Genomic DNA, 23167 nt, shown 5'->3' with positions numbered 1-23167 from the left:
GTCACCGAAATACTGTAAAAAAGGAACTAGCGGTCGATTCTAGCAAATGATTGGTGGGGCGGTTAGTCATAATTAGATTATATTTATGCTGTTTGTTTGGATAAAGAATCTCTCTTATAAACTCAACGCCACCTTTCGCGCTGACCCAAAGTCCGTTTTGCCACTTCCCAGCTTCGGAATTTCCGCCAGACTACGAATTGTCGATGGAATCGCTAATGGGTTCATGCCGCCATCCAGCAACTTACGTTTCACCGCTGCCTCATCGTGCGTACCTGCCATCAGCAACACAATCTTTTCGCCTTTTTTATCATCGGGTAAATTGACCGCGACCAATTCCAGTTCCGCGTCATCAAGAATTTGCCGCACTTGCTGTTCAACCGCTGTCAAACTCACCATTTCCCCACCGAGTTTGGCGAAGCGCGAATAACGGTCAACAATGGTGAGGAAGCCATCTTCATCCACATGCCCCTTATCGCCGGTTTTGTACCAACGTTGCCCGTCGAATTCGGCAATCACTTGTGCGGTTTTTTCCGGCGCATTCAAATAGCCTTTCATGACTTGCGGGCCACCAATCAGGATCAAACCATCCGCACCCGTCGGCAAAGTTTCCAGCGTGTTAGGGTCGACAATACGGAAACTCGTTCCCGGCAATGGCAAACCTACTGTGCCTTCTTTATTCGCCGCCTGTACTTTCCAGTAACGGGTATCAAGCTGATCCGGCAAATTCACGCTGGCAACGGGTGAGGTTTCGGTTGCGCCATAACCTTCCAGCAATTTCTTGCCGAATTTGTCGAGGAATAAGCGCCTTACTTCCGGCGCAAGTTTTTCCGCTCCCGCTACCACGTAGCGTAAGGATTGGAACATCAGCGGATGCACCCGCGAATTTTTCGCATACAAACGCAAAAATGTTCCTGTTCCAAACAGCAATGTCGCTTCGTAACGCGCCACACCCTTGGCAATATTCACCGCATCGGTCGGATCGGGGTGGCACACAATCGGAATGCCTTCCGACAACGGCATCAGGGTACTCGCCAGCAAACCAAAGGCGTGGAAAGTCGGCAATGTCCCCATGATCACGTCGTTATCCAGCGTATTCAGCGCATCCGCCACCTGCCGCGCATTCACCGCCAGATTGCGATGGGAAAGCTCAATGCCTTTGGGCGCACCTTCGCTGCCGCTGGAAAACAGAATCGCCGCCGTCGCATCCAGATCAATTTTTGGAATGTACAGCCACTGCAACAAACGAGTTGGCAATAACATCACCATCAACAGCGTGGTCAGCAATTGGTGTTTGGGGATTTCAGCCTTCAAATCTTCCAAAAACGTCAGCGGGGTATCGGGCAAAATCACCGGAATATCAATCCCACGCTCTTTCAGCTTATCCAGAAAACGTTTGGAGGTATAAACCCGCTGCAAACCCGCTTGTTGCACCGCGTTATGCATCGACTCGCCGCTGGCTGTGTAATTCAGATTCACAATGGTTTTGCCCAGCGTCAGCACCGCCATATTCGCAATCGCCCCGCCCGCGCTGGTGGGTAATAACAATCCAATATTCTGTTCCGGGCTAAGCTTTTTGATCAGCACCGCAAAGCGGAATACCGCCGTCATAAAACGGTGATGGCTTAACGGTTCGCCGATCACATCCGCCGCCGCCATGCGGAAACTCATGCGTTTTGCCGCCCGCAACCAGTTAACCGGAATCGGGTCGATCAGGTGCGAATACGCTTCCCACGACGCAAACGACAAATCAAACACCTTCTGCTTCAATTCATGCGCAGGAATGGTTTCCGGTAAGGCTTTGCCAAACGACACTACGATGTCACGCTTGAAACCGGACTGGCGATTTTCGCGCAAAAAGCCGCTGGAACGTGAAAACCGGCTGCCCCACAAACCGTGTAGGTAAAAGGGTACAATCACCGCGCCCGTGCCTTTCACCGCTTTTTCATAACCGCGCTTGAATTCGGACAACTGTCCGGTACGGCTAATCGTGCCTTCGGGGAATAAACACACCACTTCGCCTGCTTTGAGCATTTCTGTGACTTTTTCCAGCGAATCCGCACTTGCCCCGCTGCTGATCGGGATGACACCGAACCAGTTGAGGAAACCTTTCAGATACCAACGTTCGTAATAGCCTTTTTCGATCACGAAATGCAGTTGACGCGGGCTTGCCATTTGTACCAAAGCCCAGTCAATGAAGCTGATGTGATTGCCCAGCAATAACACGCCACCGGATGCAGGCAGGTGTTCAAACCCCAATACTTTCAAGCGGTAACGCGCCCTAAACAGGCGGCTGAAGACAAAACGCAGCAAGGATTGTGGCATGTGATACAGGGTATACAACGCCCCGATCACCGTGGTTGCGGTTAACACCGTCATTAACAGCGGATTAGTTGCGCCCTGCCATGCAAGCAGCGCGGTAATACTCACAAACGTCAGCATGACGGCACTTTGGATTGCATGGTCAAGTGGAATGGTTTTAGGCAGTTGTTCTGAAGGGGCGTGATAACGCAAGAGGGCGTGCAAGGGGCTAACAAAGAGTCCGCCCATTACCCCTAAAAACAGTAATACGGTCATTTGCAGCAAGGGCGTCGAGGGAAGGCCGAGCACGATAATGCTGCCCATAATACCCAGCGCACCGACGGGAATTAACCCGGTTTCAATATGCGTGGCCGACATACGCTGTGCAATCAGCATTCCAATCAGCAAACCCACTGCCGTGATGGCATGTAGCGCCCAATGCACCGGATAAATAGCAAGTAATACCAGCAATATTCCCCAGAATACCGCTTTGCCCATAATGGTCAGCCATAGATCAGGGTGATGACGTACAGCTTGCCAATCGTGCCGATTGCAAGCAGCCTGCCGGTATTGCACGACACTCAACAAAACTAAGGGCAGGATGCTGATTAGCGTAGCCACTGGTTTGCTCATCCACTGTTGTAGGATGGGGACGACAATAAGCGCTGTCAGAAAAACCAGTAATCCGTAGATGCGTGTTGCTGGCAACATCGGCTTCCTCCTCATGAATCATTATGTAAATGTTGTTGTTTATAGAGTTGCACGATAACGGTTTACATGATTATTGTGCAAGGGAAACGGGAGAAGTGGCGTTTGTTACTACTGAGGGTCTCTATTAGCGGTGTATCATTTAAGCGGAGGTTCGTCATGCATGAAATGTCCCTATGCGAAAGTGTCTTGCAAGTGTTGGAAAATGAAGCTAAGTGCCAGCACTTTAGCCAAGTGACGGCGGTGTGGCTTGAAATCGGGGCAATGTCCGGCGTAGAAGTCGATGCCATGCGCTTCTGTTTTGACGTAATCGTGCGAAATACCTTGGCAGATGGGGCTAAACTAGAAATCATTGAAATCCCCGCTCAAGCATGGTGTTTGGATTGTGCACAAACGGTTTCTATACAACAACGTTATGATGCTTGTCCACACTGCGGCAGTTACCAACTACAGGTGATACAGGGGGATGAAATGCGCATCAAAGAACTGGAGGTGAAATAATGTGTACTGTATGCGGCTGCGGAACAGACTCGGCGGAGCATTCCCTGATTCGTGGGCATCGTCATAGCCACGCAGCGGGTTTGAGTAGTGCACGGATGGTGCAAATCGAGCAAGACATTCTCGGCAAAAATAATCAATACGCAGCGCAAAACCGCCAGTGGTTGGCTGAACGTGGCATTCTGGCGCTTAATCTGGTATCCAGCCCCGGTTCGGGCAAAACCACCTTGCTGACCGAAACCCTCACTCGCTTGCAGGGCAATATGCCAATGGCTGTGATCGAAGGCGACCAGCAGACCAGCAATGACGCTGACCGCATCCGTGCCACAGGCGTTCCTGCCCTGCAAATCAACACCGGCAAAGGCTGTCACTTGGATGCGCACATGGTCGGGCACGCGCTCGAAGCGTTACCCATCGCCAACGGCGGCATTCTGTTCATCGAAAATGTTGGTAATTTGGTTTGTCCTGCGGCTTTTGATTTGGGGGAAGCGTACAAAGTTGTCATTCTCTCCGTCACTGAAGGCGAAGATAAACCAATCAAATACCCTGACATGTTCCATGCGGCGAATTTGATGATCCTCAACAAAATCGATTTGCTGCCGTATCTGAGATTCGATGTGGCAAAATGTGAAGAATATGCCCGCCGTGTTAACCCCACCATCCAGATTTTGCATGTTTCTGCCACTAGCGGCGTAGGAATAGGGGGCTGGCTTGACTGGTTAATTTGTGTCAAACCGCCAGTTCCAGCATAATCTAAACTCTATGAAATCAATGTTAAAAAGGAGAATAGATCATGGCAGAATGGCGTAAAGTGGCTAAAGGCTTCGTACTGGCTGACGGTCACATCAGCATCAAAGAAGTCGACATGCTGCGCGAACTGGTGCTGAAAGATGGCGCGGTAAGCAAAAGTGAGCTGGATTTCCTGAAAGAAATCAAAGCAGAAGCCAAAACAGCGGTGAAAGTTCTGGATGATTTGATCGTCGAATGCGAAGCGATGGTAGGCAAATAAGCCAGCCGCGTAACCACTGATTGATAAAGACGGCGGCGCAAGCGATTGTGCCGCCGTTTTTTTATGTCCGGCGCACTGACCTGCTACAATCGAATCATTACAACCGCAATAAGGAGTTTTCATGCAATCCTCACTGGTACTGACTGTTCTTGGCTCTGACCGCGCTGGTCTGGTCAAATCCCTTGCTGAAGCCGTCACCGCCCACCAAGGCAACTGGCAGGAAAGCCGCATGGTTCACCTCGCAGGACAATTTGCCGGTCTTGCTCATGTCACCCTGCCGCAAGAACACGTCGCCAATCTCAAACAAGCCCTACAAGCCTTGCAAAACGACGGTCTGCAAATCTTGGTAACGGACAGCGAAGTTGCCGCTCCGCGCAATATCACGCCGCTGACCTTGGAGCTGTTAGGTCATGACCGCCCCGGCATTATCCACGACATTACCCGCCAACTCGCCGCCTTGAATGTCAATATCGAAGAGTTAGAAAGCGAACAACGCGCCGCGCCTATGTCGAGCGAGCTAATGTTCTACGCCCACCTCAAACTGGGTTTACCGGATGGTGTGACGGCGGACGATGTGCAAGGCGCGTTTGAAGCGATGCCTGATCCGCTGACGGTAGACCTCAGTTTTAGTTAAGCAAGGAGAGCAGCATGTGCCTCGGCATCCCCGGACAAATTACCGAATTGGTTGATCTTGAATTCCTCGTTGCCAAAGTGGACATTGGCGGGGTGAAACGCGATGTCATTATCACTTGCGTGGTCGATGACGAACACCCGGCTGAAAGTTGCGTGGGCGATTGGGTGCTGGTACACGCAGGTTTCGCGATGAGCCGGTTGGATGAGGAGGAAGCCGCTCGTACCTTAGCTTTGCTGGCAGAATTGGGTGACATGCAGGCCGAGATCGACCTGATGCGGCAAGTAGGGGCTTCCGCATGAAGTACATGGACGAATTCCGCGATCCGACTACCGCTAAAAAGCTGGTGGAGGAAATCAAGCGGCTTGCACCTATCGCTCGTGGTCAACGCGACATGCCGCTGCAAATCATGGAATTCTGCGGCGGTCATACGCATACCCTGTTCAAATACGGCATTGAGTCGATGTTGCCTGCTGAGATTGAAATGGTGCATGGCCCCGGTTGCCCGGTGTGTGTGTTGCCGATGGCACGGGTGGATGATTGCGTAGCAATTGCGGAACAGCCTGGCGTGATTTTTACCACGTTTGGTGATGCGATGCGTGTCCCCGGTACGCGCAAAAGCCTGCTGCAAGCCAAAGCCGAGGGTTGCGATGTACGCATGGTGTATTCGCCGATGGATGCGCTGGCGCTTGCCCGCAAACAGCCTGAGCGTGAGGTGGTGTTTTTCGCGCTGGGGTTTGAAACCACCATGCCCAGTACCGCATTGACCCTGTTGCAGGCATACCGTGAAGGGCTGCAAAACTTTTCGCTGTTTTGTAATCACATCACCACGCCTGCGACGATGCGGGCGATTCTCACCGATCCTGATTTGCGGCTGGATGGTTTCCTCGCACCCGGTCACGTCAGTATGGTGATCGGCGCACATCCGTATGATTTCGTGACCCGCGATTACCACAAGCCGTTGGTGATTACCGGCTTTGAACCACTCGATATTTTGCAAGCCTTGTGGATGCTGGTGAAACAGTTTGCCGAAGGGCGTTGCGAGGTCGAAAACCAGTATGCGCGGATTGTGCCGGAAGCGGGCAATGTCGCGGGCTTGAAAGCCATTGCTGAGGTGTACGAAACGCGGGAACATAGCGAGTTTCGGGGCTTGGGGAATATTGGTGACGCGGGTATCCAGATTCGGGAGGCGTATGCGGCTTACGATGCGGAAAAGAAGTTTAAGCTGCAAGCGACGGCGAGTACCCACGACCCCGAACACCTCAAATGCGCGGATGTATTGCGCGGGGTGATGAAGCCGTGGGAATGTCCGGCGTTTGCGAAGACGTGCAATCCGCAGAATCCGCTGGGGGCGTTGATGGTGTCGCCGGAAGGTTCGTGTGCGGCGTATTATGCTTATGGGAAGTTGGCAAAACGGTCTTGAACTGGGATTTTCAGATATGCCTCTTGATTCGTCCGCTTTAAAAAGGCCAAAACCACAAAATCGCTGGAATTGTCACGCACCCGGTCAGGATGCTGAATGGAACTCCCAAACGCAGGTAATCGCTCATCCGGTAGCCGCCTGGCCCATACACCATCAGATTGGTCTGGTAGCCGATCGGTGTAATGAAACTGGCGGAAGCCGCAAACATGATAGCGATGGCGAATGGCATGAAATTCACCCCCAACTGCTCCGCCACAGAGCCAGCAATCGGGTACATCAGCACAGCAGACGCATTGTTGGTAATTAACTCGGTAAATATGGCTGTCAGGGCGTAAACCAGCACCAGCATCAGCACAGGTGTCAGTTGCCCGTTGAACATCAGGAATTCCGCCAGAAACTTTGCTGCGCCACTAGAGTTCATTGCCTCCCCCAGCGCGAAGGATGCGCCGATCACCGTCAGCACCGAGAAATCGATGGAACGTCTTGCCAGCCCCGCATTCATGCAGCCAGTGATCAGCATGACACCAGCAGCCAGCCATGCTGCTTGCAGAATTGGCACGATTTTGAAGGCGCTCAGCAGTACCATTGCTGCCAGAATACCCAGTGCCAGTTGCGCTTTCTGGAAATTGGGCGGGCTGGAATCTTCCAGCGCACTCACCAGCAAAAAGTCCTTGCGGAAACGGTACTGGTTGGTGAACTCTTTACCCGCTTCCATCAATAGGGTGTCGCCCACTTGCAAACGCGCTCCTAGCCCTCGATCCGGCAGGTTGCTTTCGCTACCGCGTGACACTGACAACACCACCGCCTGATAGGAACCCAGAAAATCACATTCTTCCAGCGTCATGCCCAGAAACGGAAAATCTGGGCCGATCACTGCTTCTACCAGACGGCGGCGGAAATGCACAATGTCCAGTCGCTGAATGTCGTCGTTGGCGGGCTTCAACCCCTGAATGCTGCGTAGTTCTTGAGCGCACCGTGGCGCACCCACAAAGGATAAGCGGTCGTCTTCTCGCAGGACGAAATCGTGAGCCGGATGGCGGATAATCACCTTTCCTCTGCCCAATTCCGTCAGATAGCCATAGCCCAAATTCAGCAGACCCGCTGCCGATAGCGACTGTCCCGCCAGTGTGGAACCCTCTACCAGCATGTCGACCCGGTATTCACGCAGGCTTTCCAGCCCCTCATTCACACCGCCCCGATCAGGCAGCAAACGGCTACTAAATAACAGCAGAAACGCACCCGCTGCCAGCAACAACACCAGCCCAACGCTGCTAATGTCGAACATGCCCAAACCGGGATAACCGCTTTTCTGCAACAAACCATTCACGACGAGATTGGTACTTGTACCAATCAGGGTGCAAGTTCCGCCCAGAATAGCGGCGAAACTCAACGGCATCAGCAACTTGGACGGTGGCAGCTTGAGCCGCTGACACCATTCCTGAATCGCCGGAATCAGCATCGCTACTACCGTTGTGTTATTCAGGAATGCGCTCAAACCGGCGGTCGGCAGCAACATGCGGAATTGTGCTTCGCGCACGGTCGAGGGTTGCCCCAGTAAACGACGTGTAATGCACTGGATTGCGCCCGTTTCACGCAAACCCGCTGCCACCACATACAAAGCCGCAATCGTCATCAGACCGGTATTACCAAACCCGGCAAAAGCAACTTCCGGCGTTACCACGCCGCTAACCAGCAGAATGATTAACGCTGCCATTAAAATCAGGTCAGGCGTAATTCTGGACAAGGCCAGAAAACCCAACACGCCCACGACTAACAGAGTGGACAGAATGCCTTCCCAACCCATACGCGGCCTCCTTTGTTAAACGGCCATCCCAGCCCCTACTGTATTGTTGGTGACCGCATCAATGACAATAAAAGCACCGGTAGCACGGTTATCGGTATACGGAGCTGCCCGCAAAAGCTGTGCCAGCTTCGCTTTGGTATTGCGGGTGGTCGGTATCAGTGAAGCGGAACAGCGCTACGACAGGCTGGTGGTCTATTCCACCATCAGCAAGGAGAGTTTCAGCACCGACGAACTCATCCCGTTGTTCGTGGAATACATGTAGGCAGATGACCCGAACGTGAAGCTGGCAACGGTATTGAAACAGTGGTGAAATAGCCCGTCGCCCGACAATGACGGCTTATCCCCGCTTCTTCTCGCGGATCACACGCACATCCAACGTCCCCGGCATCAGCGTCCAGTGATGGTCAGCCGTCAGTACCGGGAGTTGCAGCACGCTTGCCAAAGCTAAACAAGCGCGGTCGCCGAGTGATAATCCCAATGGTTTGCTGTCTGCCCGCAATTCACCCGTGATAAAGGCTTGTTGCGTATCGAAAGCAATGACTTCCACGTCCAAATCATCCAATGCCGCACGGATAGCTTCCGCAGGCATGTGGTGATCGATGAGTTTACTGACGACTTCCGCGTAATTGACGCTGGACATAATGCCTTGCCCATTTTCTAACACTGGCGTCACCATTTCCGCGCTACTTTCGTCAAACAAATAAGCCAGAATCGCGGAGGCATCCAAAATCATTTTACTCATCAGCCGCTGCCTGTTGGCGTTCACGCATTAATTCATCCACCAGCGAAACCTTGGGTTTAACGTGTTGCTGCACGAGTTGACGCGCCCGTTGCAAACGCTGTTTGCGGGTAGCAATGCGCAGTTCTTGACTGCCTTCCTGCCATGTCAACAACACTTCATCCCCAATGCTGATGCCCATTTTCTGGCGTATATCGGCAGGGATGACAATCCTCCCGCCTTGTGAGACTTGTATGGCAATAGCTGACATGATTTTCTCCCTGTGGCAAACATATTACTTTGTGTCATGATAGTAAAAATACTGGTAGAATGCGATAAAAATACCAGAGGAATCCGTTATGAATCTTACCGGCACAATTACCCTCGCTCACGGCAGTGGCGGACGCGCCATGCATCAACTGGTCGATGACTTGATCCGCAGCACTTTCAGCAACCCACTGCTGGAAGAAGGTGAAGATCAAGCCCGCATTCCACTGGCAGCATTGGTTGCGCAAGGCGACCGCCTAGCCTTCACCACTGATTCTTACGTTGTCACCCCGTTGGAGTTCCCCGGTGGTAATATTGGCACACTTGCTATCAATGGCACAGTCAATGACCTCGCCGTCGGGGGTGCAAAGCCGCTGTACTTGAGTTGCGGTTTCATTATTGAAGAAGGGTTGCCGCTGGAAACCTTCGCCCGCATATTGCAATCCATGCGCTTGGCGGCGGATGAAGCAGGTGTGCAAATCGTCACGGGTGATACCAAAGTGGTGCAACGCGGCGGCGCGGATAAGCTGTTTATCAATACCGCTGGGGTGGGCGTAATTCCCGCAGGTTTCAACCCGTCCGCAGGCAGTGCGCAAGTGGGCGATGTGGTGATCGTCAACGGCTGGTTGGGCGATCATGGTGCAGCAATCCTGAATGCGCGGGGTGATTTGGCATTGGAGGCGGATATTGAATCTGATTGCGCCCCGTTGAATGCGCTGGTGGAAGCGATGTTTGCCGCTTGCCCCGACATTCATTGCTTGCGCGATGCAACCCGTGGCGGGTTGGCGACGGTGCTGAATGAATTTGCGGAACGTTCCCACGTGGATATGGTGCTAAAGGAAGAATTTCTGCCGATACGTACACCTGTGCGCGGTATGTGCGAGATTCTGGGTTTAGACCCGCTTTACCTTGCGAATGAAGGTAAGCTGGTGGCTGTCGTCCCCATCAGCGCAGCACAAGCCGTGTTGGCAGCGATGAAACGCATTCCCGCAGGCTATCACGCCTGCATCATCGGTACGGTGGTGGAAGGCGACGGGCATGTGATCTTGCAAACCGCTTTCGGTGGGGAACGGATTGTTGATATGCTGCCGGGAGAGCAGTTACCGCGCATTTGCTGAACCCCATCGGAGTCTGGATGAAAACCAAAAAAGCCGCTTATGGCAAACCCCAACGCCTCAAGTTTCCTGCTGACGAGGCGGCAAATAAATGGCTGGGTTACGCCTTCGACGCTTATTACCGCGCTGATGTCGGTGTTGCCAAAGGCATTCAACAAGAAGAGCGCAACGGTCGTAAACTCGCCTGTGCTAAAGGCTGTTCCAATTGCTGCAAGAGCCACACCACCATCCCGATTTTCCCGCTGGAATTGCTGGGGCTGTATTGGTATGTCACCAACATCATGCCCGCTGAGACACGCACCCGCTTGAAACCGCAACTGGCGAATCATGTGGCAGGGCAGCCTTGCCCGTTTTTGTTGGAGGGGGCGTGTAGCGTGCACCCGATGCGTCCGTTGGCGTGCCGCCATTTCAATGTGTTTGGCAAAACGTGTGTGGAAGGCGAGGATGCTTTCTACACACGTCGCGAAGATGTGTTGACCCCGCTCAAAGTGCATCAGGATGGGGCTTACGAGGCAATGTTGCCGTTTCATGGGATGGTAACGCCGGAGCAAAAGCAGGCAGCGATGCAGCAACATTACGTGCAACAACAAGCGCGGGTTTTGCAGGAAATTGACTGGGCGCATTTAGCCGCACGGCTTGAGTCATAGCGGATGCGTGCGTGCCGTATTCGCATTACTGGTTTGGTGCAAGGTGTGGGATTTCGCCCGAATGTCTGGCGCTTGGCACAGGCGTGCGGCATCGCGGGAACAGTGCGCAATGACAGCAGCGGCGTGCTGATCGAGGCATGGGGCAATGAATCTGCACTGGCTGATTTCCAACAGCAATTACGTACCGAGATTCCACCGTTGGCACGAATTGATGGTATTCACATCACGGTACTGGATGCCAATTGTCCACACCACGATTTCCGCATTATCGCCAGTGAATCCGGCGACGTTCACACGGGTATTGTGGCAGATGCGGCAATGTGTGCCGCTTGCCGTGCGGATATTTTCGATCCAAACAACCGCCGTTACCGTTACCCGTTTACCAATTGCACCCATTGCGGCCCGCGTTTGAGCATTGTGCGTACCATTCCGTATGATCGTGCCAACACCAGCATGGCAGGATTTGAGCAATGTCCCGAATGCTTGCGCGAATACACCGACCCTGCTGACCGGCGTTTTCATGCACAACCGAATGCTTGCCCGACATGTGGCCCTAAGGTGTGGTTGGAAGATATGGCAGGGCAGGGGATTGAACCAACCGCAGCGGAACGTGATTGCATCGACACAGCCAGCCGCTTGCTACGTGAAGGTCGCATTATCGCGCTAATGGGCTTGGGGGGCGTGCACCTTGTCTGCGATGCAATGAATGAAACCAGTGTTGCTGAGCTTCGCCGTCGTAAACGCCGTTATCAGAAACCGTTGGCGTTGATGGCACGGGATATAGAGGTTATTCGCCAGCATTGCTACATGAGCGAGGCAGAAGCGGCGTTATTGCACAGCAAACATGCGCCGATTGTATTGTTAGAACGGAGGGTGGGAGGAGAAATCCCTACCATCGGTTTCATGCTCTCCTACACCCCCCTCCACGCCCTGCTACTCGACACTTGGAATACGCCGCTGATCATGACCAGCGCCAACCTCAGCGAAGAACCGCAGTGTATAACGTTGGATGAAACCCGTCAGCGAATGCAGGGCATCACCGACTACTTGTTGTTACACAATCGCCCCATCGTGAACCGTGTTGATGATTCCGTCACTCGTATTCTCGCAGGCAAACCGCGCTTATTGCGCCGTGCGCGTGGCTATGCCCCCGAACCTATTCGCTTGCCGTCAGACTTTATGGAGGCTCCGCCACTGTTGGCAATGGGGGGCGAACTCAAAAACACATTCGCCCTGCTACGTGACGGGCAAGCCATCCTCTCGCAACACTTAGGCGACCTCGAAGATGCGCGTACTTGGCGCGAATATACCCATACCTTACAGCTCTACCGTGACCTGTTCCAACATCAGCCGCAAGCGATTGTGGTGGATAAACACCCCGGCTACCGCTCCACTCAACTGGGGCAACAATGGGCGCGGGAACAGGGTTTGCCGCTAATCGAAGTGCAACATCACCACGCCCACGTTGCTGCTTGCATGGCAGAAAACGGCTGGCCGTTGGATGGCGGCAAGGTGCTAGGCATTGTGTTGGATGGCTTGGGCTACGGTGATGATGGCACACTCTGGGGCGGCGAATTTTTGCTGGCAGATTACAGCGGTTACGAGCGGGTAGGGCATTTCAAACCCATCGCCATGCCCGGCGGTACGCAAGCCATTTTGCAACCCTGGCGCAATACTTGGGCGCATTTGCACGCGCTCGGCTGGTCAGAAGTCAGTACCTGTTTTGCCGATCTGGGACTGATTCAATACCTGCAACAACAACCGTTAGCAACGCTGGAAACCATGTTAATGCGGGGGCTGAATTCCCCGTCGAGCAGTTCTTGCGGGCGGTTGTTTGATGCGGTGGCGGCTGCGTTGGATTGCAGCCGTGACAGCATCAGCTACGAAGGGCAAGCAGCCATTGAACTCGAATCTATTACTCCAGCCTGTTTGCTCAATATCGTTCCTCCCTATCCGTTTGCGCTGGAAAAGAATGCGGCGGGTTGTTGGGAAATCGACCCCGCATCGATGTGGTTTGAATTGCTCAAAGACCTGCAAACCGGTTATTGCCGTGAAGCGATTGCTGCACAATTCCACCAAGGTTTGATTCACATTATTAGCGAGTTGGCACAACGTTTGTGGGTGGAATACCCGGAAATTAAAGCCATCGCGTTGTCGGGTGGCGTGTTTCAAAATGCCATCCTGTTCAACGGCATTAGCCAACGCCTGCAAGGGTTTGGGCAGCAGGTACTCACTCACCAGCACGTACCCACCAATGACGGTGGCATTGCCTTAGGTCAGGCTGTGATTGGCGCAATGCTTCAGAAGCAGGCATACTATGCCCCCTGAACCCCCATTGCTGCCTGAGGAATTGCATGTTTGCGCGAATCCGTGAAGACATTTACTGCATCTTTGACCGTGACCCGGCTGCCCGCAATGTATTTGAAATCGTTACCACTTACCCCGGTTTGCACGCTGTTTTCATTCACCACGTTAGCCATTGGTTATGGCATCACGGTTTTAAATGGTTAGCGAGGGTATTGTCGAATGTGGCACGTTTGTTTACCGGCGTGGAAATTCATCCCGGCGCAACCATCGGGCGGCGCTTTTTTATCGATCACGGCATGGGCGTGGTGATTGGCGAAACGGCGGAAATTGGCGACGATTGCACCCTTTACCACGGCGTCACCTTGGGCGGCACAAGTTGGCAAAAAGGCAAACGCCACCCGACCTTGGGCAATGATGTGGTCATTGGTGCGGGTGCAAAAATTCTCGGCCCGATTACCTTAGCTAACGGTGCGCGGGTCGGTTCCAATGCCGTCGTGGTGAAAAGTGTGCCGGAAGGTGCTACCGTGACGGGCATTCCGGGGCGTGTCGTCACCCCACGCAAACACCAAGAAAAACGCCGTGAGGAAATTGCGCAGAAAATGGGATTCGACGCTTATGGCGCAACCCAAGATATGCCTGACCCCGTAGCCAATGCCGTTAACCGAATGCTTGACCACATTCACCTTATGGATGAGCGTATGGATAAACTCTGTGAAGAAGTGCATCGTCTTGGCGGGCACTTGGAAATGGTGCCATTGCCCATGTTAAAAACGGAAGGTTTTGGTGGTATGGATGGTAGTAGTGACGACTCTGCCAAAAGAGATACGGAAAACCTTAATACTTGACTAGTTTTGTCAGGTATTGATAGGATGCATTCAGCTTGAATGGAGAGCATCAATATGAAATTGACTACTAAGGGTCGCTATGCAGTGACAGCCATGCTGGATTTGGCCTTGCACAATGGGGAGCAGCCAGTATCGCTGGCGGAGATTTCTGAACGGCAGGATATATCACTTTCCTATTTGGAACAACTGTTTGCCAAATTGCGTAAAGCCGGGCTGGTGGTCAGTATGCGTGGCCCCGGTGGTGGCTACCAACTGAACGGCGCTGCCGCCGACATTGTGATTGCTGACATTATCAGCGCCGTCGATGAAAACGTGGATGCTACCCGCTGTGGCGGCTTAGGCGATTGCCAAGACAACAAACGTTGCCTGACCCACGATTTGTGGATGGACTTGAGTAACCAAATTCGCGTCTTCCTGTCAGAAATCACCCTTGCTGACATGACCGCCAAAATGGAAGTCCAAGAAACCGCTGCGCGTCAGCATAATAAGCGCATTGATTTTATCCATTCACATTCCCATTAATGCTAGTGCAGGACAAGCCCCATGAGTGAAATGAAAATGCCCATTTACTTCGATTACGCCGCAACGACTCCCGTTGACCCGCGTGTTGCCGAAAGAATGATGCAATACTTGACCCCTACTGGCATGTTCGGCAACCCTGCATCCAAAAGCCATGCGTTTGGTTGGGCGGCCGAAGAGGCAGTGGAGCAGGCTCGCCATGATGTCGCCGCGCTGATCAATGCGGATGCTAAAGAAATTGTCTGGACGAGCGGTGCAACTGAATCCAATAATCTCGCGATCAAAGGTGCGGCACATTTTAATGAACGTCGCGGTAAACACATTATTACCTGCAAAACCGAACACAAAGCCGTGTTGGATACGTGCCGCCAATTGGAACGTGAAGGTTTTGAAGTCACGTACCTTGATCCAGAACCCAATGGTTTGATTGACCTAGATAAGCTTAAAGCAGCCATGCGTGAAGACACCACCGTGGTTTCCATCATGCAGGTCAATAATGAAACAGGTGTGATTCAGGACATCGCCGCGATTGGTGAAATGTGCCGTGCGAACAAAACAGTGTTCCATGTGGATGCGGCGCAAAGTGCCGGTAAAGTGCCGATTGACATGGAAGCTTTGAAAGTGGATATGATGAGCTTTTCGGCTCACAAGATTTACGGCCCTAAAGGCATTGGTGCATTGTATGTGCGTCGCAAGCCGCGTGTACGTATTGAAGCGCAAATGCACGGGGGCGGTCACGAACGCGGAATGCGTTCCGGTACCTTGCCTACGCACCAAATTGTGGGTATGGGGGAAGCATTTCGCATTGCCAAGCTAGAGATGGATACCGAGAAAGATCGTATACTAATGTTACGCAATCGCTTGTACGATGGTCTAAAAGATATTGAAGAAGTGTACGTCAACGGTGATTTGGAACACCGCGTTGCAGGGATTCTGAACATTAGTTTTAACTACGTTGAAGGCGAAAGTCTGATGATGTCGTTGAAAGATTTGGCGATGTCTTCCGGTTCAGCGTGTACCAGTGCCAGTCTCGAACCCAGTTATGTGTTGCGTGCTTTGGGGCGTAGTGATGAATTGGCACACAGTTCCCTACGCTTGTCGATGGGGCGATTCAGCACCGTCGAAGACGTGGATTACGCCATCGGACGTATTCGCACAGCGGTCGAAAAACTGCGTGAACTTTCCCCGCTGTGGGAAATGTTCCAAGAAGGCATCGACATTAGTAAGGTCGAATGGGTTTCGCATTAAGATTTCTACGAGGAATAGATCATGGCATACGGTGAAAAGGTCATTGACCATTACGAAAATCCCCGCAATGTGGGCAGTTTCAACAAGGCTGATGTGAATATCGGTACGGGTATGGTTGGCGCACCGGCTTGCGGTGACGTAATGAAGCTGCAAATCAAGGTGAACGACCAAGGCATTATCGAAGATGCTAAGTTCAAAACTTACGGTTGTGGCTCTGCGATTGCATCTTCTAGCTTGTTGACCGAATGGGTCAAAGGCAAAACGCTGGAAGAGGCTAAGCAAATCAAGAATACCGACATCGCGGCGGAACTGGATTTACCACCGGTGAAAATTCATTGTTCGGTACTGGCTGAAGATGCTATTCGTACCGCGATCGAGGATTATCAGAAAAAACAGGCAGGTGCATAAGATGATTACCTTGACTGAATCCGCTGCTGCCCGCGTTACCAAGTTTATTGCCAATCGTGGTAAAGGCTTGGGTTTACGCTTGGGTGTGAAAACCAACGGTTGCTCCGGCATGGCTTATGTGATGGAGTTCGTGGATGATCTGCAAGCAGAAGACACAGTGTTTGAAAGTCTGGGTGTAAAAGTCATCGTCGATCCCAAAGCGTTGGTGTATTTGGATGGCACTGAGGTCGATTATGCCCGCGAAGGTTTGAACGAAGGCTTTAAATTCACCAACCCTAACGAAAAAGCGCGTTGTGGGTGTGGTGAGAGCTTCACGGTCTAATGGCAATGTCAGCGCTGCAACAGGATTATTTCGCCCTGTTCGGTTTGCCGCCGCAATTCGAGGTCGATGGCGCGGTGTTAAGTCAGCGTTTTCGCGAATTGCAATCCCAATACCATCCTGATCGGTTTGCCAGCGGCAGCGATCAGGAGCGGCGCTTGGCAATGCAAATTACCTCATTGCTGAATGAAGCGCACGATACGTTACGGCAACCGCGCCTTCGCGCCCGTTATTTGTTGGTGCTGGCGGGTGTTGTGATTAATGATGAACGCGATACCTCTTCCGATCCTGAGTTTCTTATGGAGCAGATGGAGTTGCGCGAGGCAATTGAAGAGGCTGAAACGGCGGATGAGCCGTTTGAAGTGCTGGATGCGTTAGCCACGCAAGTGCGCCAAGCCATGCACGATTTGGAAGGCGATTTCACCTCAGCATGGGCGCAGCAACACCTGCCTGCCGCCAAAGATGCTATGCTCAAAATGCGCTTTTTCGAGCGTCTGCTGGAAGACATTCGCCAGCGTGAAGAACGTCTTGAAGAAAGCTTCTAGGATTAATCATGGCATTACTGCAAATTTCCGAACCCGGCATGTCCACGACTGCGCATCAGCATCGGCTGGCGGTGGGCATTGACCTTGGGACAACCAATTCATTAGTTGCTACCGTGCGCAGCGGGCAAGCCGATACGTTGGCAGATGCAGAGGGTAGGCATTTATTGCCTTCCGTGGTGCGTTATCAAGCCGCTGCTGTGCCGCTGGTTGGGTACGATGCCAAAGCCGCGATTAGCCAAGACCCCTACAATACCATTGCTTCTGCTAAACGCCTGATGGGGCGTGGGGTGGACGATGTGACACAGCTTGGCGGACATTTGCCGTACCACTTTGTGAGTGGCGAATCGACAGTGCCGCGTATGCATACCGTGGGCGGCGATGTGTCGGCGGTGGAGGTGTCGGCAGAAATTTTGCGCGTCCTCAAGCAACGTGCGGAAGAAACCTTGGGCGGTGATTTGACCGGTGTGGTGATTACCGTTCCGGCATATTTCGATGATGCGCAACGTCAAGCTACCCGGGATGCCGCGACGTTGGCGGGTTTGAATGTGTATCGCTTATTGAATGAGCCAACCGCTGCCGCCGTTGCTTATGGTTTGGATCAGGATGCCGAAGGCGTGATCGCGGTCTACGATTTGGGCGGCGGCACGTTTGACATTTCGATTTTGCGTTTGCATAAGGGCGTGTTTGAAGTATTGGCAACGGGTGGTGATTCGGCACTCGGTGGCGATGATTTCGATCATGTGATTGCGGAGTGGTTGTTGCAAGCGGCTGGCTTGCAAGGCAGTGCCGAGCAAACCGTGTTGCGCGGTGCGTTGGTGGTGGCACGTGATGCTAAAGAAGCGCTGACGACGGCAGAAACTACTGAGGTGAGGTTAGGGGAGTGGCAGGGCGAATTCACGCGCAGCCAAATGAATGACTTGATTGCGCCGTTGATTAAAAAGACCTTGATGGCGTGCCGCCGTACTTTGCGTGATGCGAATCTGAGCAAAGATGAGGTGAAAGATGTCGTCATGGTCGGTGGTTCGACCCGTGTATTAGCGGTGCGCGAACAGGTTAGCGAGTTTTTCGGTAAGCCGCCGTTGGTGAATATCGACCCTGATCGAGTAGTGGCGCTTGGGGCGGCGATTCAAGCCGATATATTGGCAGGCAATAAGCCCGATTCCGATATGCTGTTACTGGATGTGATTCCTCTGTCATTGGGGTTGGAAACCATGGGCGGATTGGTGGAAAAAGTGATTCCCCGCAATACGACCATTCCCGTGGCTCGCGCTCAGGAGTTCACCACGTTTAAAGATGGGCAAACGGCGATGTCTATCCATGTGTTACAAGGCGAACGGGATACTGTTGAGGCTTGCCGCTCGTTGGCACGTTTTTCACTGCGTGGGATTCCGCCGATGGTGGCGGGCGCGGCGCGTATCCGTGTGACTTTTCAAGTGGATGCGGATGGTTTGTTGAATGTGACCGCACAAGAGCAAACCACAGGCATTACGGCTGGGGTCGAAGTTAAACCTTCTTACGGTTTGAGCGACATTGAGATAGAAACCATGTTGCGCGATTCCATGACCCATGCTCGTGATGACATGGAAGCGCGGCGTTTGCGTGAACAGCAAGTAGAAGCGGATCGTGCCATCGAAGCGCTGGATGCTGCCCTACAAGTAGATGGCGAGGTATTGCTGAGTGCTGCTGAGCGTGAGCATATCCTCGGTTTTCGAGCCAAATTAGTAGAACTGCGCCCCAGCAGTGATTACCAAGCGATTGAAGCGGGAATCAAGGCGTTGGAAAAAGCCGCCGAAACTTATGTAGAGCGCCGTATGAATGCCAGTATTCGCGCTGCGATGACCGGCCACCGGGTTGACGAGTTCAAAGGATAACACCATGCCAAAACTGATTTTTTTACCGCACGAAGATATTTGCCCAGAAGGTGCGGTGTTGGATGTCGAGTCGGGGACGACTATTTGTGATGCGGCGTTGGCGCATGGTATTGCCATAGAACACGCTTGCGAGAAATCGTGTGCTTGCACGACTTGTCACGTTTACATTCGCGAAGGTTTCGATTCGCTGACTGATGCGACTGATTTGGAAGAAGATTATTTGGATAAAGCGTGGGGTGTCGATCCAGATTCGCGCCTGAGTTGCCAAGCGAAAGTTGCCGATGAAGATTTGGTGATCGAAATTCCTAAATATACCATCAATATGGTGTCTGAAAATCATTAAGGGGAGTGGGAAATGGACGAACTTAAATGGACGGATACCTTGGAAATTGCCATCCAATTAAACGATGCGCACCCTGATGTTGATCCGCGTTACATTCGCTTTACCGATTTACATGCATGGGTGCAGGCATTGGAGGGGTTTAGTGATAACCCGGAAAAATCCAACGAGAAGATCCTAGAAGCGATTCAAATGGCGTGGATTGAAGAGACCGAGTAGGTGGTGGGTATGGCTTGTTGTGAGCAGCAACAAGCCATTTGGTGTGATTTAACCGCCGTTTTGTGTGCGGTCTGCTTGATCGGCTGAAGCCAATTTGCGCAAGTCTGCAAGGTCTTGCACCATTGCAGTTGCGATACTTTTAAAGCTTCGCATTTCTTCGGCTGTCATAATGCCGACTTGCGGAAGTTCTACTGCCATTGGGTTTTGCGGTTCACCATTAACGCGGAATTCGTAATGCACATGGTTGCCAGTGGATGTTCCCGTTGAGCCAACATACCCAATCACATCACCGCGTTTAACGCTTTGACCTGATTTTAAATCGTCTTTGAAAGCTGACATGTGGCCGTACAGAGTCGTGATGCCATTGATATGGCTCAACTCAATGACATTGCCGTAACCGCCTTGTCGACCGATAGATTTTACGCTGCCATCGGCGGTTGCATAAATCGGTGTGCCACGAGGTGCAGCGAAATCTGTACCGGCATGATTTTTACGTAAACCGAATACGGGGTGGCGACGCATTCCAAAGCCAGAACTCATGCGTCCATCTGCCAGCGGCTTGCGGTCAAAAGCAGAACGCTTTAGTTCAGTGTCTCCATCAGGGCGGAAGTAGTCGGTTCTGCTGCCATCGCTTAGCGTAAACCGCACACGTTGATAGGACTTTTTACCGGTGCGGTATTCTGCCGCTAATACTTTGTCGGTATAGATGCTTTCGCCTTGGTAACGGAAATCTTCAAAGATGACGCCAACTTTATCGCCAACTTTGACACCCTTCTTGAAATCGACATCTTTTTGGAATACTTGACTGAGTTGCCGGATAACAGAGTTACTTAAACCAGCGGCTTTGCCATCTCGCTGTATGGAGTGTTTCACGGTGAAAGCGATTTTGGCATTACGGGTTTCTAATGCATTGGTTTCCCATTTGCCGATGTAGCCGTCATCCGTCACGGAAACGATGTAAACGTCAGTGTTACTTTTTGCATAAATGAGTTGCTGTAGGCTGTCATCAACGACTTGGGTGAAAAGGCGGGTATTCGCTTTCAGATTGCCGAGTGCTTGCTTGATAGTGGTATTTTCCAGCAATTTCTGTGACGTTTTCGTGAGTTCGAGTCTGCCTAGAATGGATTCTAGGGTGTCATCAGTTTCTATGGTGTGTGCTGACCAGTTACCTTGCGTGGCATCTGGCAAAATGTCGACGGCGTATCCTGAGAAGGATTCAACCGCAACGGCTGGTAAATTCAGATCCTTGACGATTTGCGCGGGGGATGTGCTATCCAGCAATGGCTCTGTCAAGTGGATGATTTTGCCATCTTTAGTGCTGCTGATCATTGAGTAAACGGGTACATTACCCAGAGTAGCAAGGCCACAGGCAAGCAATAGTGAGCGGGTCGCGAGGTAGCGCAGTGGTTTTTTAGTGGGAAGCGTAGGTGGTGGAGTTGGTGTTTTTGGCTTCGCGCTGTTTTTTAGGGGCTTTACCCTAATATTAGCTGGAACAGGTTTGAAAAGGCTTTCCAACAATTTAGAGGGAGTCTTTATTGATCCAGATTTGTGATCCGCAGGGATATAGCATCCGGGGAAATCAAAGCCTTTCATAGTCTCGTCCCAGCTTTTCTTGGGTTGCGACTTTCGTGTAAACGATGACAAGGGTTTTCACTCCATACTTGTTATCAAATAGTGTGTTTCTGTATGTTTTTCATGCAAAAACCTGCAAGTAAAGCAGAGGTTAGCGAGTATGTACTGAATCATTCCTGAACTCAATAGAGGTTGACTCACCACGCTTATCAGCCAAAAATGCCGACACTCTCTATGCTTGCTTGACCTTGCACCTGAGAAAACTGATAAACTTATCTTTCTATGTAGATCAAAATTAAAGAATTGTCAATTCTGGAGCATGTTAAATGGATGATGTTGCTGACCTGATGCAAGAGCTGGTGCGTGGCTGCGAAGAGGTACTAGTCGAAGCCGAATTGGTGGCGAAACTTAAAAAAGGTAAGCCACTTAGGATAAAAGCGGGTTTCGATCCAACTGCGCCTGATCTGCATCTGGGACATACAGTGCTCATTAATAAGATGAGACAGTTTCAAGACGCTGGACACCAGATTTTATTTCTGATCGGTGATTTTACGGGGATGATCGGTGATCCGACGGGTAAATCGGCGACGCGCCCACCCTTGACGGTTGAACAGGTACAACAGAATTCCCTGACGTATCAGGAACAGATTTTTAAGATTCTTGATCCAGATAAAACCGAGATCATGTTTAATTCGGTGTGGATGAATCAATTGGGTAGTGCGGGCTTGATCCAATTGGCCGCCAAGCAAACCGTGGCGCGGATGTTGGAGCGGGATGATTTTACTAAACGTTACAAGTCGGGGCAGTCGATTGCGATTCATGAGTTCCTCTATCCATTAGTACAGGGCTACGATTCCGTGGCGATGAAAGCCGATGTTGAGCTGGGTGGAACAGATCAGAAGTTTAATCTCCTGATGGGGCGTGATTTACAGCGTCAATACGGTCAAGAGCAGCAGGTGGTCATGACTATGCCTTTGCTCGAAGGCTTGGATGGCGTTAATAAAATGTCTAAGTCGCTGGGTAACTACATTGGTATTACTGACGCGCCTAACGATATGTTTGGCAAGATTATGTCGATTTCAGATGAGTTGATGTGGCGTTACTTTGAATTACTGAGTTTCCGCCCACTGACTGAACTGAAGGGTTTCAAGCAGGATGTGGAGCAGGGGGCGAACCCGCGTGACCTCAAGTTCTTATTGGCAGAAGAGTTGATTGCCCGTTTCCACGGTCAATCAGCGGCGGTCGGCGCACGTGAAGACTTCATTGCGCGTTTCCAGAAAGGCGTAATGCCGGATGAAATGGATGAAATTAGCCTCGTTGCCGAAGGGGTGGGGATGCCAATTGCGTCATTATTGAAAGCTGCTGGTTTGCTTGGTAGCACTTCTGATGCTTTGCGTATGATTCAACAGGGTGGCGTGAAAATCGATGGGGTTAAGGTAGAAGACCGTAATCTTTTGATTGAAAAAGGGATTTCTGCCGTGTTTCAGGTTGGAAAACGCAAGTTTGCTAAAATAACATTGGTGTGACGTGAAAAACCTGAAAAAAGCGCTTGACGGTCATCTGCTGGTCTGTATAATGCGCGTCTCACTCAGGGCGGAAACGCTCTAAAACGAAAGCGGAATCAACAACTTAAGTGATTATTCGGTTTTCGGGATCGAAAAAAGAATTTTGAAAAAGTGTTTGACACGAAGTTCAAAAGCCTTTAAGATTCGCCCCTCGCTGCTTAGAGAGCAGTGCGCAGATTAACAAAAGAAGCCAGAAAACTTGTGTGGGGGCTTGTGGTTGTGTCGAGAGGCACAGAAGCAAGCAACCATTGAGTTCACGTTAATGTAATGTATACGTAATTTCGATGGATT

At 51.7% G+C, this 23167-nt stretch carries 25 protein-coding genes; 19 read left to right on the top strand and 6 right to left on the bottom strand.

All coding sequences use genetic code 11. The features are described 5' to 3' along the window. Positions 1 to 114: 114 nt before the first annotated feature. Positions 115 to 3009 (bottom strand): AMP-binding protein, encoded by a 2895-nt coding sequence (locus BLV87_RS12185; RefSeq protein WP_093069057.1) that lies wholly within the window; start codon positions 3007 to 3009, stop codon positions 115 to 117. A gap of 156 nt (positions 3010 to 3165) precedes the next feature. On the opposite strand from BLV87_RS12185, the gene hypA reads away from it, so the two are divergent. The 6 genes from hypA (at position 3166) to hypD (ending at position 6567) form a co-directional block, all read left to right on the top strand. Further along, on the top strand, positions 3166 to 3507 hold the full coding sequence (gene hypA, locus BLV87_RS12180) for a hydrogenase maturation nickel metallochaperone HypA (RefSeq protein ID WP_093069055.1): 342 nt from the start codon (positions 3166 to 3168) through the stop codon (positions 3505 to 3507). Continuing rightward, complete coding sequence (gene hypB / locus BLV87_RS12175; protein WP_093069054.1) at positions 3507 to 4256, top strand: hydrogenase nickel incorporation protein HypB; 750 nt, start codon at positions 3507 to 3509, stop codon at positions 4254 to 4256. Before hypA ends, hypB begins: the two co-directional genes overlap by 1 nt. Positions 4257 to 4297: 41 nt before the next feature. After that, entirely contained in the window at positions 4298 to 4513 is a 216-nt protein-coding gene (locus BLV87_RS12170) for a hypothetical protein (protein ID WP_093069052.1), read from the top strand. 121 nt (positions 4514 to 4634) lie between these two features. Beyond that, the gene (locus tag BLV87_RS12165) at positions 4635 to 5147 is read left to right on the top strand and encodes a glycine cleavage system transcriptional repressor (RefSeq protein WP_093069050.1); all 513 of its coding nucleotides are present in this window, start codon (positions 4635 to 4637) and stop codon (positions 5145 to 5147) included. A 14-nt stretch (positions 5148 to 5161) separates the two neighbouring features. Next, positions 5162 to 5446 carry a HypC/HybG/HupF family hydrogenase formation chaperone gene (locus BLV87_RS12160; RefSeq protein WP_093069049.1) on the top strand — a complete coding sequence of 95 codons (285 nt, stop codon included), beginning with the start codon at positions 5162 to 5164 and terminating at the stop codon, positions 5444 to 5446. Beyond that, the gene (gene hypD / locus BLV87_RS12155) at positions 5443 to 6567 is read left to right on the top strand and encodes a hydrogenase formation protein HypD (RefSeq protein WP_093069047.1); all 1125 of its coding nucleotides are present in this window, start codon (positions 5443 to 5445) and stop codon (positions 6565 to 6567) included. Before BLV87_RS12160 ends, hypD begins: the two co-directional genes overlap by 4 nt. Positions 6568 to 6604: 37 nt before the next feature. On the opposite strand, the gene BLV87_RS12150 is transcribed toward hypD, so the two are convergent. The 4 genes from BLV87_RS12150 to BLV87_RS12140 all read right to left on the bottom strand — a co-directional run bounded on the left by BLV87_RS12150 (position 6605) and on the right by BLV87_RS12140 (position 9360). Beyond that, on the bottom strand, positions 6605 to 8371 hold the full coding sequence (locus tag BLV87_RS12150; protein ID WP_093069045.1) for an SLC13 family permease: 1767 nt from the start codon (positions 8369 to 8371) through the stop codon (positions 6605 to 6607). 15 nt (positions 8372 to 8386) lie between these two features. Next, complete coding sequence (locus BLV87_RS20075; protein ID WP_425441557.1) at positions 8387 to 8485, bottom strand: elongation factor 1-alpha C-terminal domain-related protein; 99 nt, start codon at positions 8483 to 8485, stop codon at positions 8387 to 8389. Between the two features lie 223 nt (positions 8486 to 8708). After that, positions 8709 to 9113 carry a type II toxin-antitoxin system VapC family toxin gene (locus BLV87_RS12145; protein ID WP_093069043.1) on the bottom strand — a complete coding sequence of 135 codons (405 nt, stop codon included), beginning with the start codon at positions 9111 to 9113 and terminating at the stop codon, positions 8709 to 8711. Beyond that, entirely contained in the window at positions 9106 to 9360 is a 255-nt protein-coding gene (locus tag BLV87_RS12140; RefSeq protein WP_245707018.1) for an AbrB/MazE/SpoVT family DNA-binding domain-containing protein, read from the bottom strand. The genes BLV87_RS12145 and BLV87_RS12140 overlap by 8 nt, the downstream gene beginning before the upstream one ends. A gap of 88 nt (positions 9361 to 9448) precedes the next feature. On the opposite strand from BLV87_RS12140, the gene hypE reads away from it, so the two are divergent. Genes hypE through iscX form a run of 12 tightly spaced genes read left to right on the top strand, consistent with a single transcriptional unit; the run spans position 9449 to position 19739 of the window. Then, positions 9449 to 10474, top strand: a complete 1026-nt coding sequence (gene hypE / locus BLV87_RS12135) for a hydrogenase expression/formation protein HypE (RefSeq protein ID WP_093069041.1) — start codon at positions 9449 to 9451, stop codon at positions 10472 to 10474. 17 nt (positions 10475 to 10491) lie between these two features. Beyond that, a complete protein-coding gene (locus BLV87_RS12130) occupies positions 10492 to 11118 on the top strand; it encodes a YkgJ family cysteine cluster protein (RefSeq protein ID WP_093069038.1) in 627 nt (208 codons plus the stop codon). 3 nt (positions 11119 to 11121) lie between these two features. Continuing rightward, on the top strand, positions 11122 to 13446 hold the full coding sequence (hypF, locus tag BLV87_RS12125) for a carbamoyltransferase HypF (protein ID WP_093069037.1): 2325 nt from the start codon (positions 11122 to 11124) through the stop codon (positions 13444 to 13446). A 26-nt stretch (positions 13447 to 13472) separates the two neighbouring features. Next, the gene (cysE, locus tag BLV87_RS12120; RefSeq protein WP_093069036.1) at positions 13473 to 14270 is read left to right on the top strand and encodes a serine O-acetyltransferase; all 798 of its coding nucleotides are present in this window, start codon (positions 13473 to 13475) and stop codon (positions 14268 to 14270) included. Positions 14271 to 14324: 54 nt separating this feature from the next. Next, complete coding sequence (gene iscR / locus BLV87_RS12115; RefSeq protein ID WP_093069035.1) at positions 14325 to 14792, top strand: Fe-S cluster assembly transcriptional regulator IscR; 468 nt, start codon at positions 14325 to 14327, stop codon at positions 14790 to 14792. A 21-nt stretch (positions 14793 to 14813) separates the two neighbouring features. Then, complete coding sequence (locus tag BLV87_RS12110; protein WP_281241323.1) at positions 14814 to 16037, top strand: IscS subfamily cysteine desulfurase; 1224 nt, start codon at positions 14814 to 14816, stop codon at positions 16035 to 16037. A 21-nt stretch (positions 16038 to 16058) separates the two neighbouring features. Continuing rightward, positions 16059 to 16445 carry a Fe-S cluster assembly scaffold IscU gene (iscU, locus tag BLV87_RS12105; protein ID WP_093069033.1) on the top strand — a complete coding sequence of 129 codons (387 nt, stop codon included), beginning with the start codon at positions 16059 to 16061 and terminating at the stop codon, positions 16443 to 16445. 1 nt (position 16446) lies between these two features. Next, positions 16447 to 16767: an iron-sulfur cluster assembly protein IscA gene (gene iscA / locus BLV87_RS12100; RefSeq protein WP_093069031.1), complete on the top strand. Its 321-nt coding sequence runs from the start codon at positions 16447 to 16449 to the stop codon at positions 16765 to 16767. Between the two features lie 5 nt (positions 16768 to 16772). Continuing rightward, entirely contained in the window at positions 16773 to 17309 is a 537-nt protein-coding gene (gene hscB / locus BLV87_RS12095; protein ID WP_245707017.1) for a Fe-S protein assembly co-chaperone HscB, read from the top strand. Between the two features lie 8 nt (positions 17310 to 17317). Continuing rightward, positions 17318 to 19180 (top strand): Fe-S protein assembly chaperone HscA, encoded by a 1863-nt coding sequence (gene hscA, locus BLV87_RS12090; RefSeq protein WP_093069029.1) that lies wholly within the window; start codon positions 17318 to 17320, stop codon positions 19178 to 19180. A 4-nt stretch (positions 19181 to 19184) separates the two neighbouring features. Continuing rightward, the gene (gene fdx / locus BLV87_RS12085; RefSeq protein WP_093069028.1) at positions 19185 to 19523 is read left to right on the top strand and encodes an ISC system 2Fe-2S type ferredoxin; all 339 of its coding nucleotides are present in this window, start codon (positions 19185 to 19187) and stop codon (positions 19521 to 19523) included. A 12-nt stretch (positions 19524 to 19535) separates the two neighbouring features. Beyond that, positions 19536 to 19739 carry a Fe-S cluster assembly protein IscX gene (gene iscX, locus BLV87_RS12080; protein WP_093069027.1) on the top strand — a complete coding sequence of 68 codons (204 nt, stop codon included), beginning with the start codon at positions 19536 to 19538 and terminating at the stop codon, positions 19737 to 19739. A 48-nt stretch (positions 19740 to 19787) separates the two neighbouring features. On the opposite strand, the gene BLV87_RS12075 is transcribed toward iscX, so the two are convergent. Further along, positions 19788 to 21068, bottom strand: coding sequence for a M23 family metallopeptidase (locus BLV87_RS12075; protein ID WP_175517928.1), 1281 nt, complete (start codon positions 21066 to 21068; stop codon positions 19788 to 19790). Between the two features lie 569 nt (positions 21069 to 21637). On the opposite strand from BLV87_RS12075, the gene tyrS reads away from it, so the two are divergent. Continuing rightward, positions 21638 to 22837 (top strand): tyrosine--tRNA ligase, encoded by a 1200-nt coding sequence (gene tyrS, locus BLV87_RS12070; protein WP_093069024.1) that lies wholly within the window; start codon positions 21638 to 21640, stop codon positions 22835 to 22837. Positions 22838 to 23167 lie beyond the last annotated feature (330 nt).

Origin of the sequence: Thiothrix caldifontis, assembly GCF_900107695.1 — a bacterium.
GTDB lineage: Bacteria > Pseudomonadota > Gammaproteobacteria > Thiotrichales > Thiotrichaceae > Thiothrix > Thiothrix caldifontis.
This window is presented reverse-complemented; position numbering and strand designations above follow the sequence as displayed.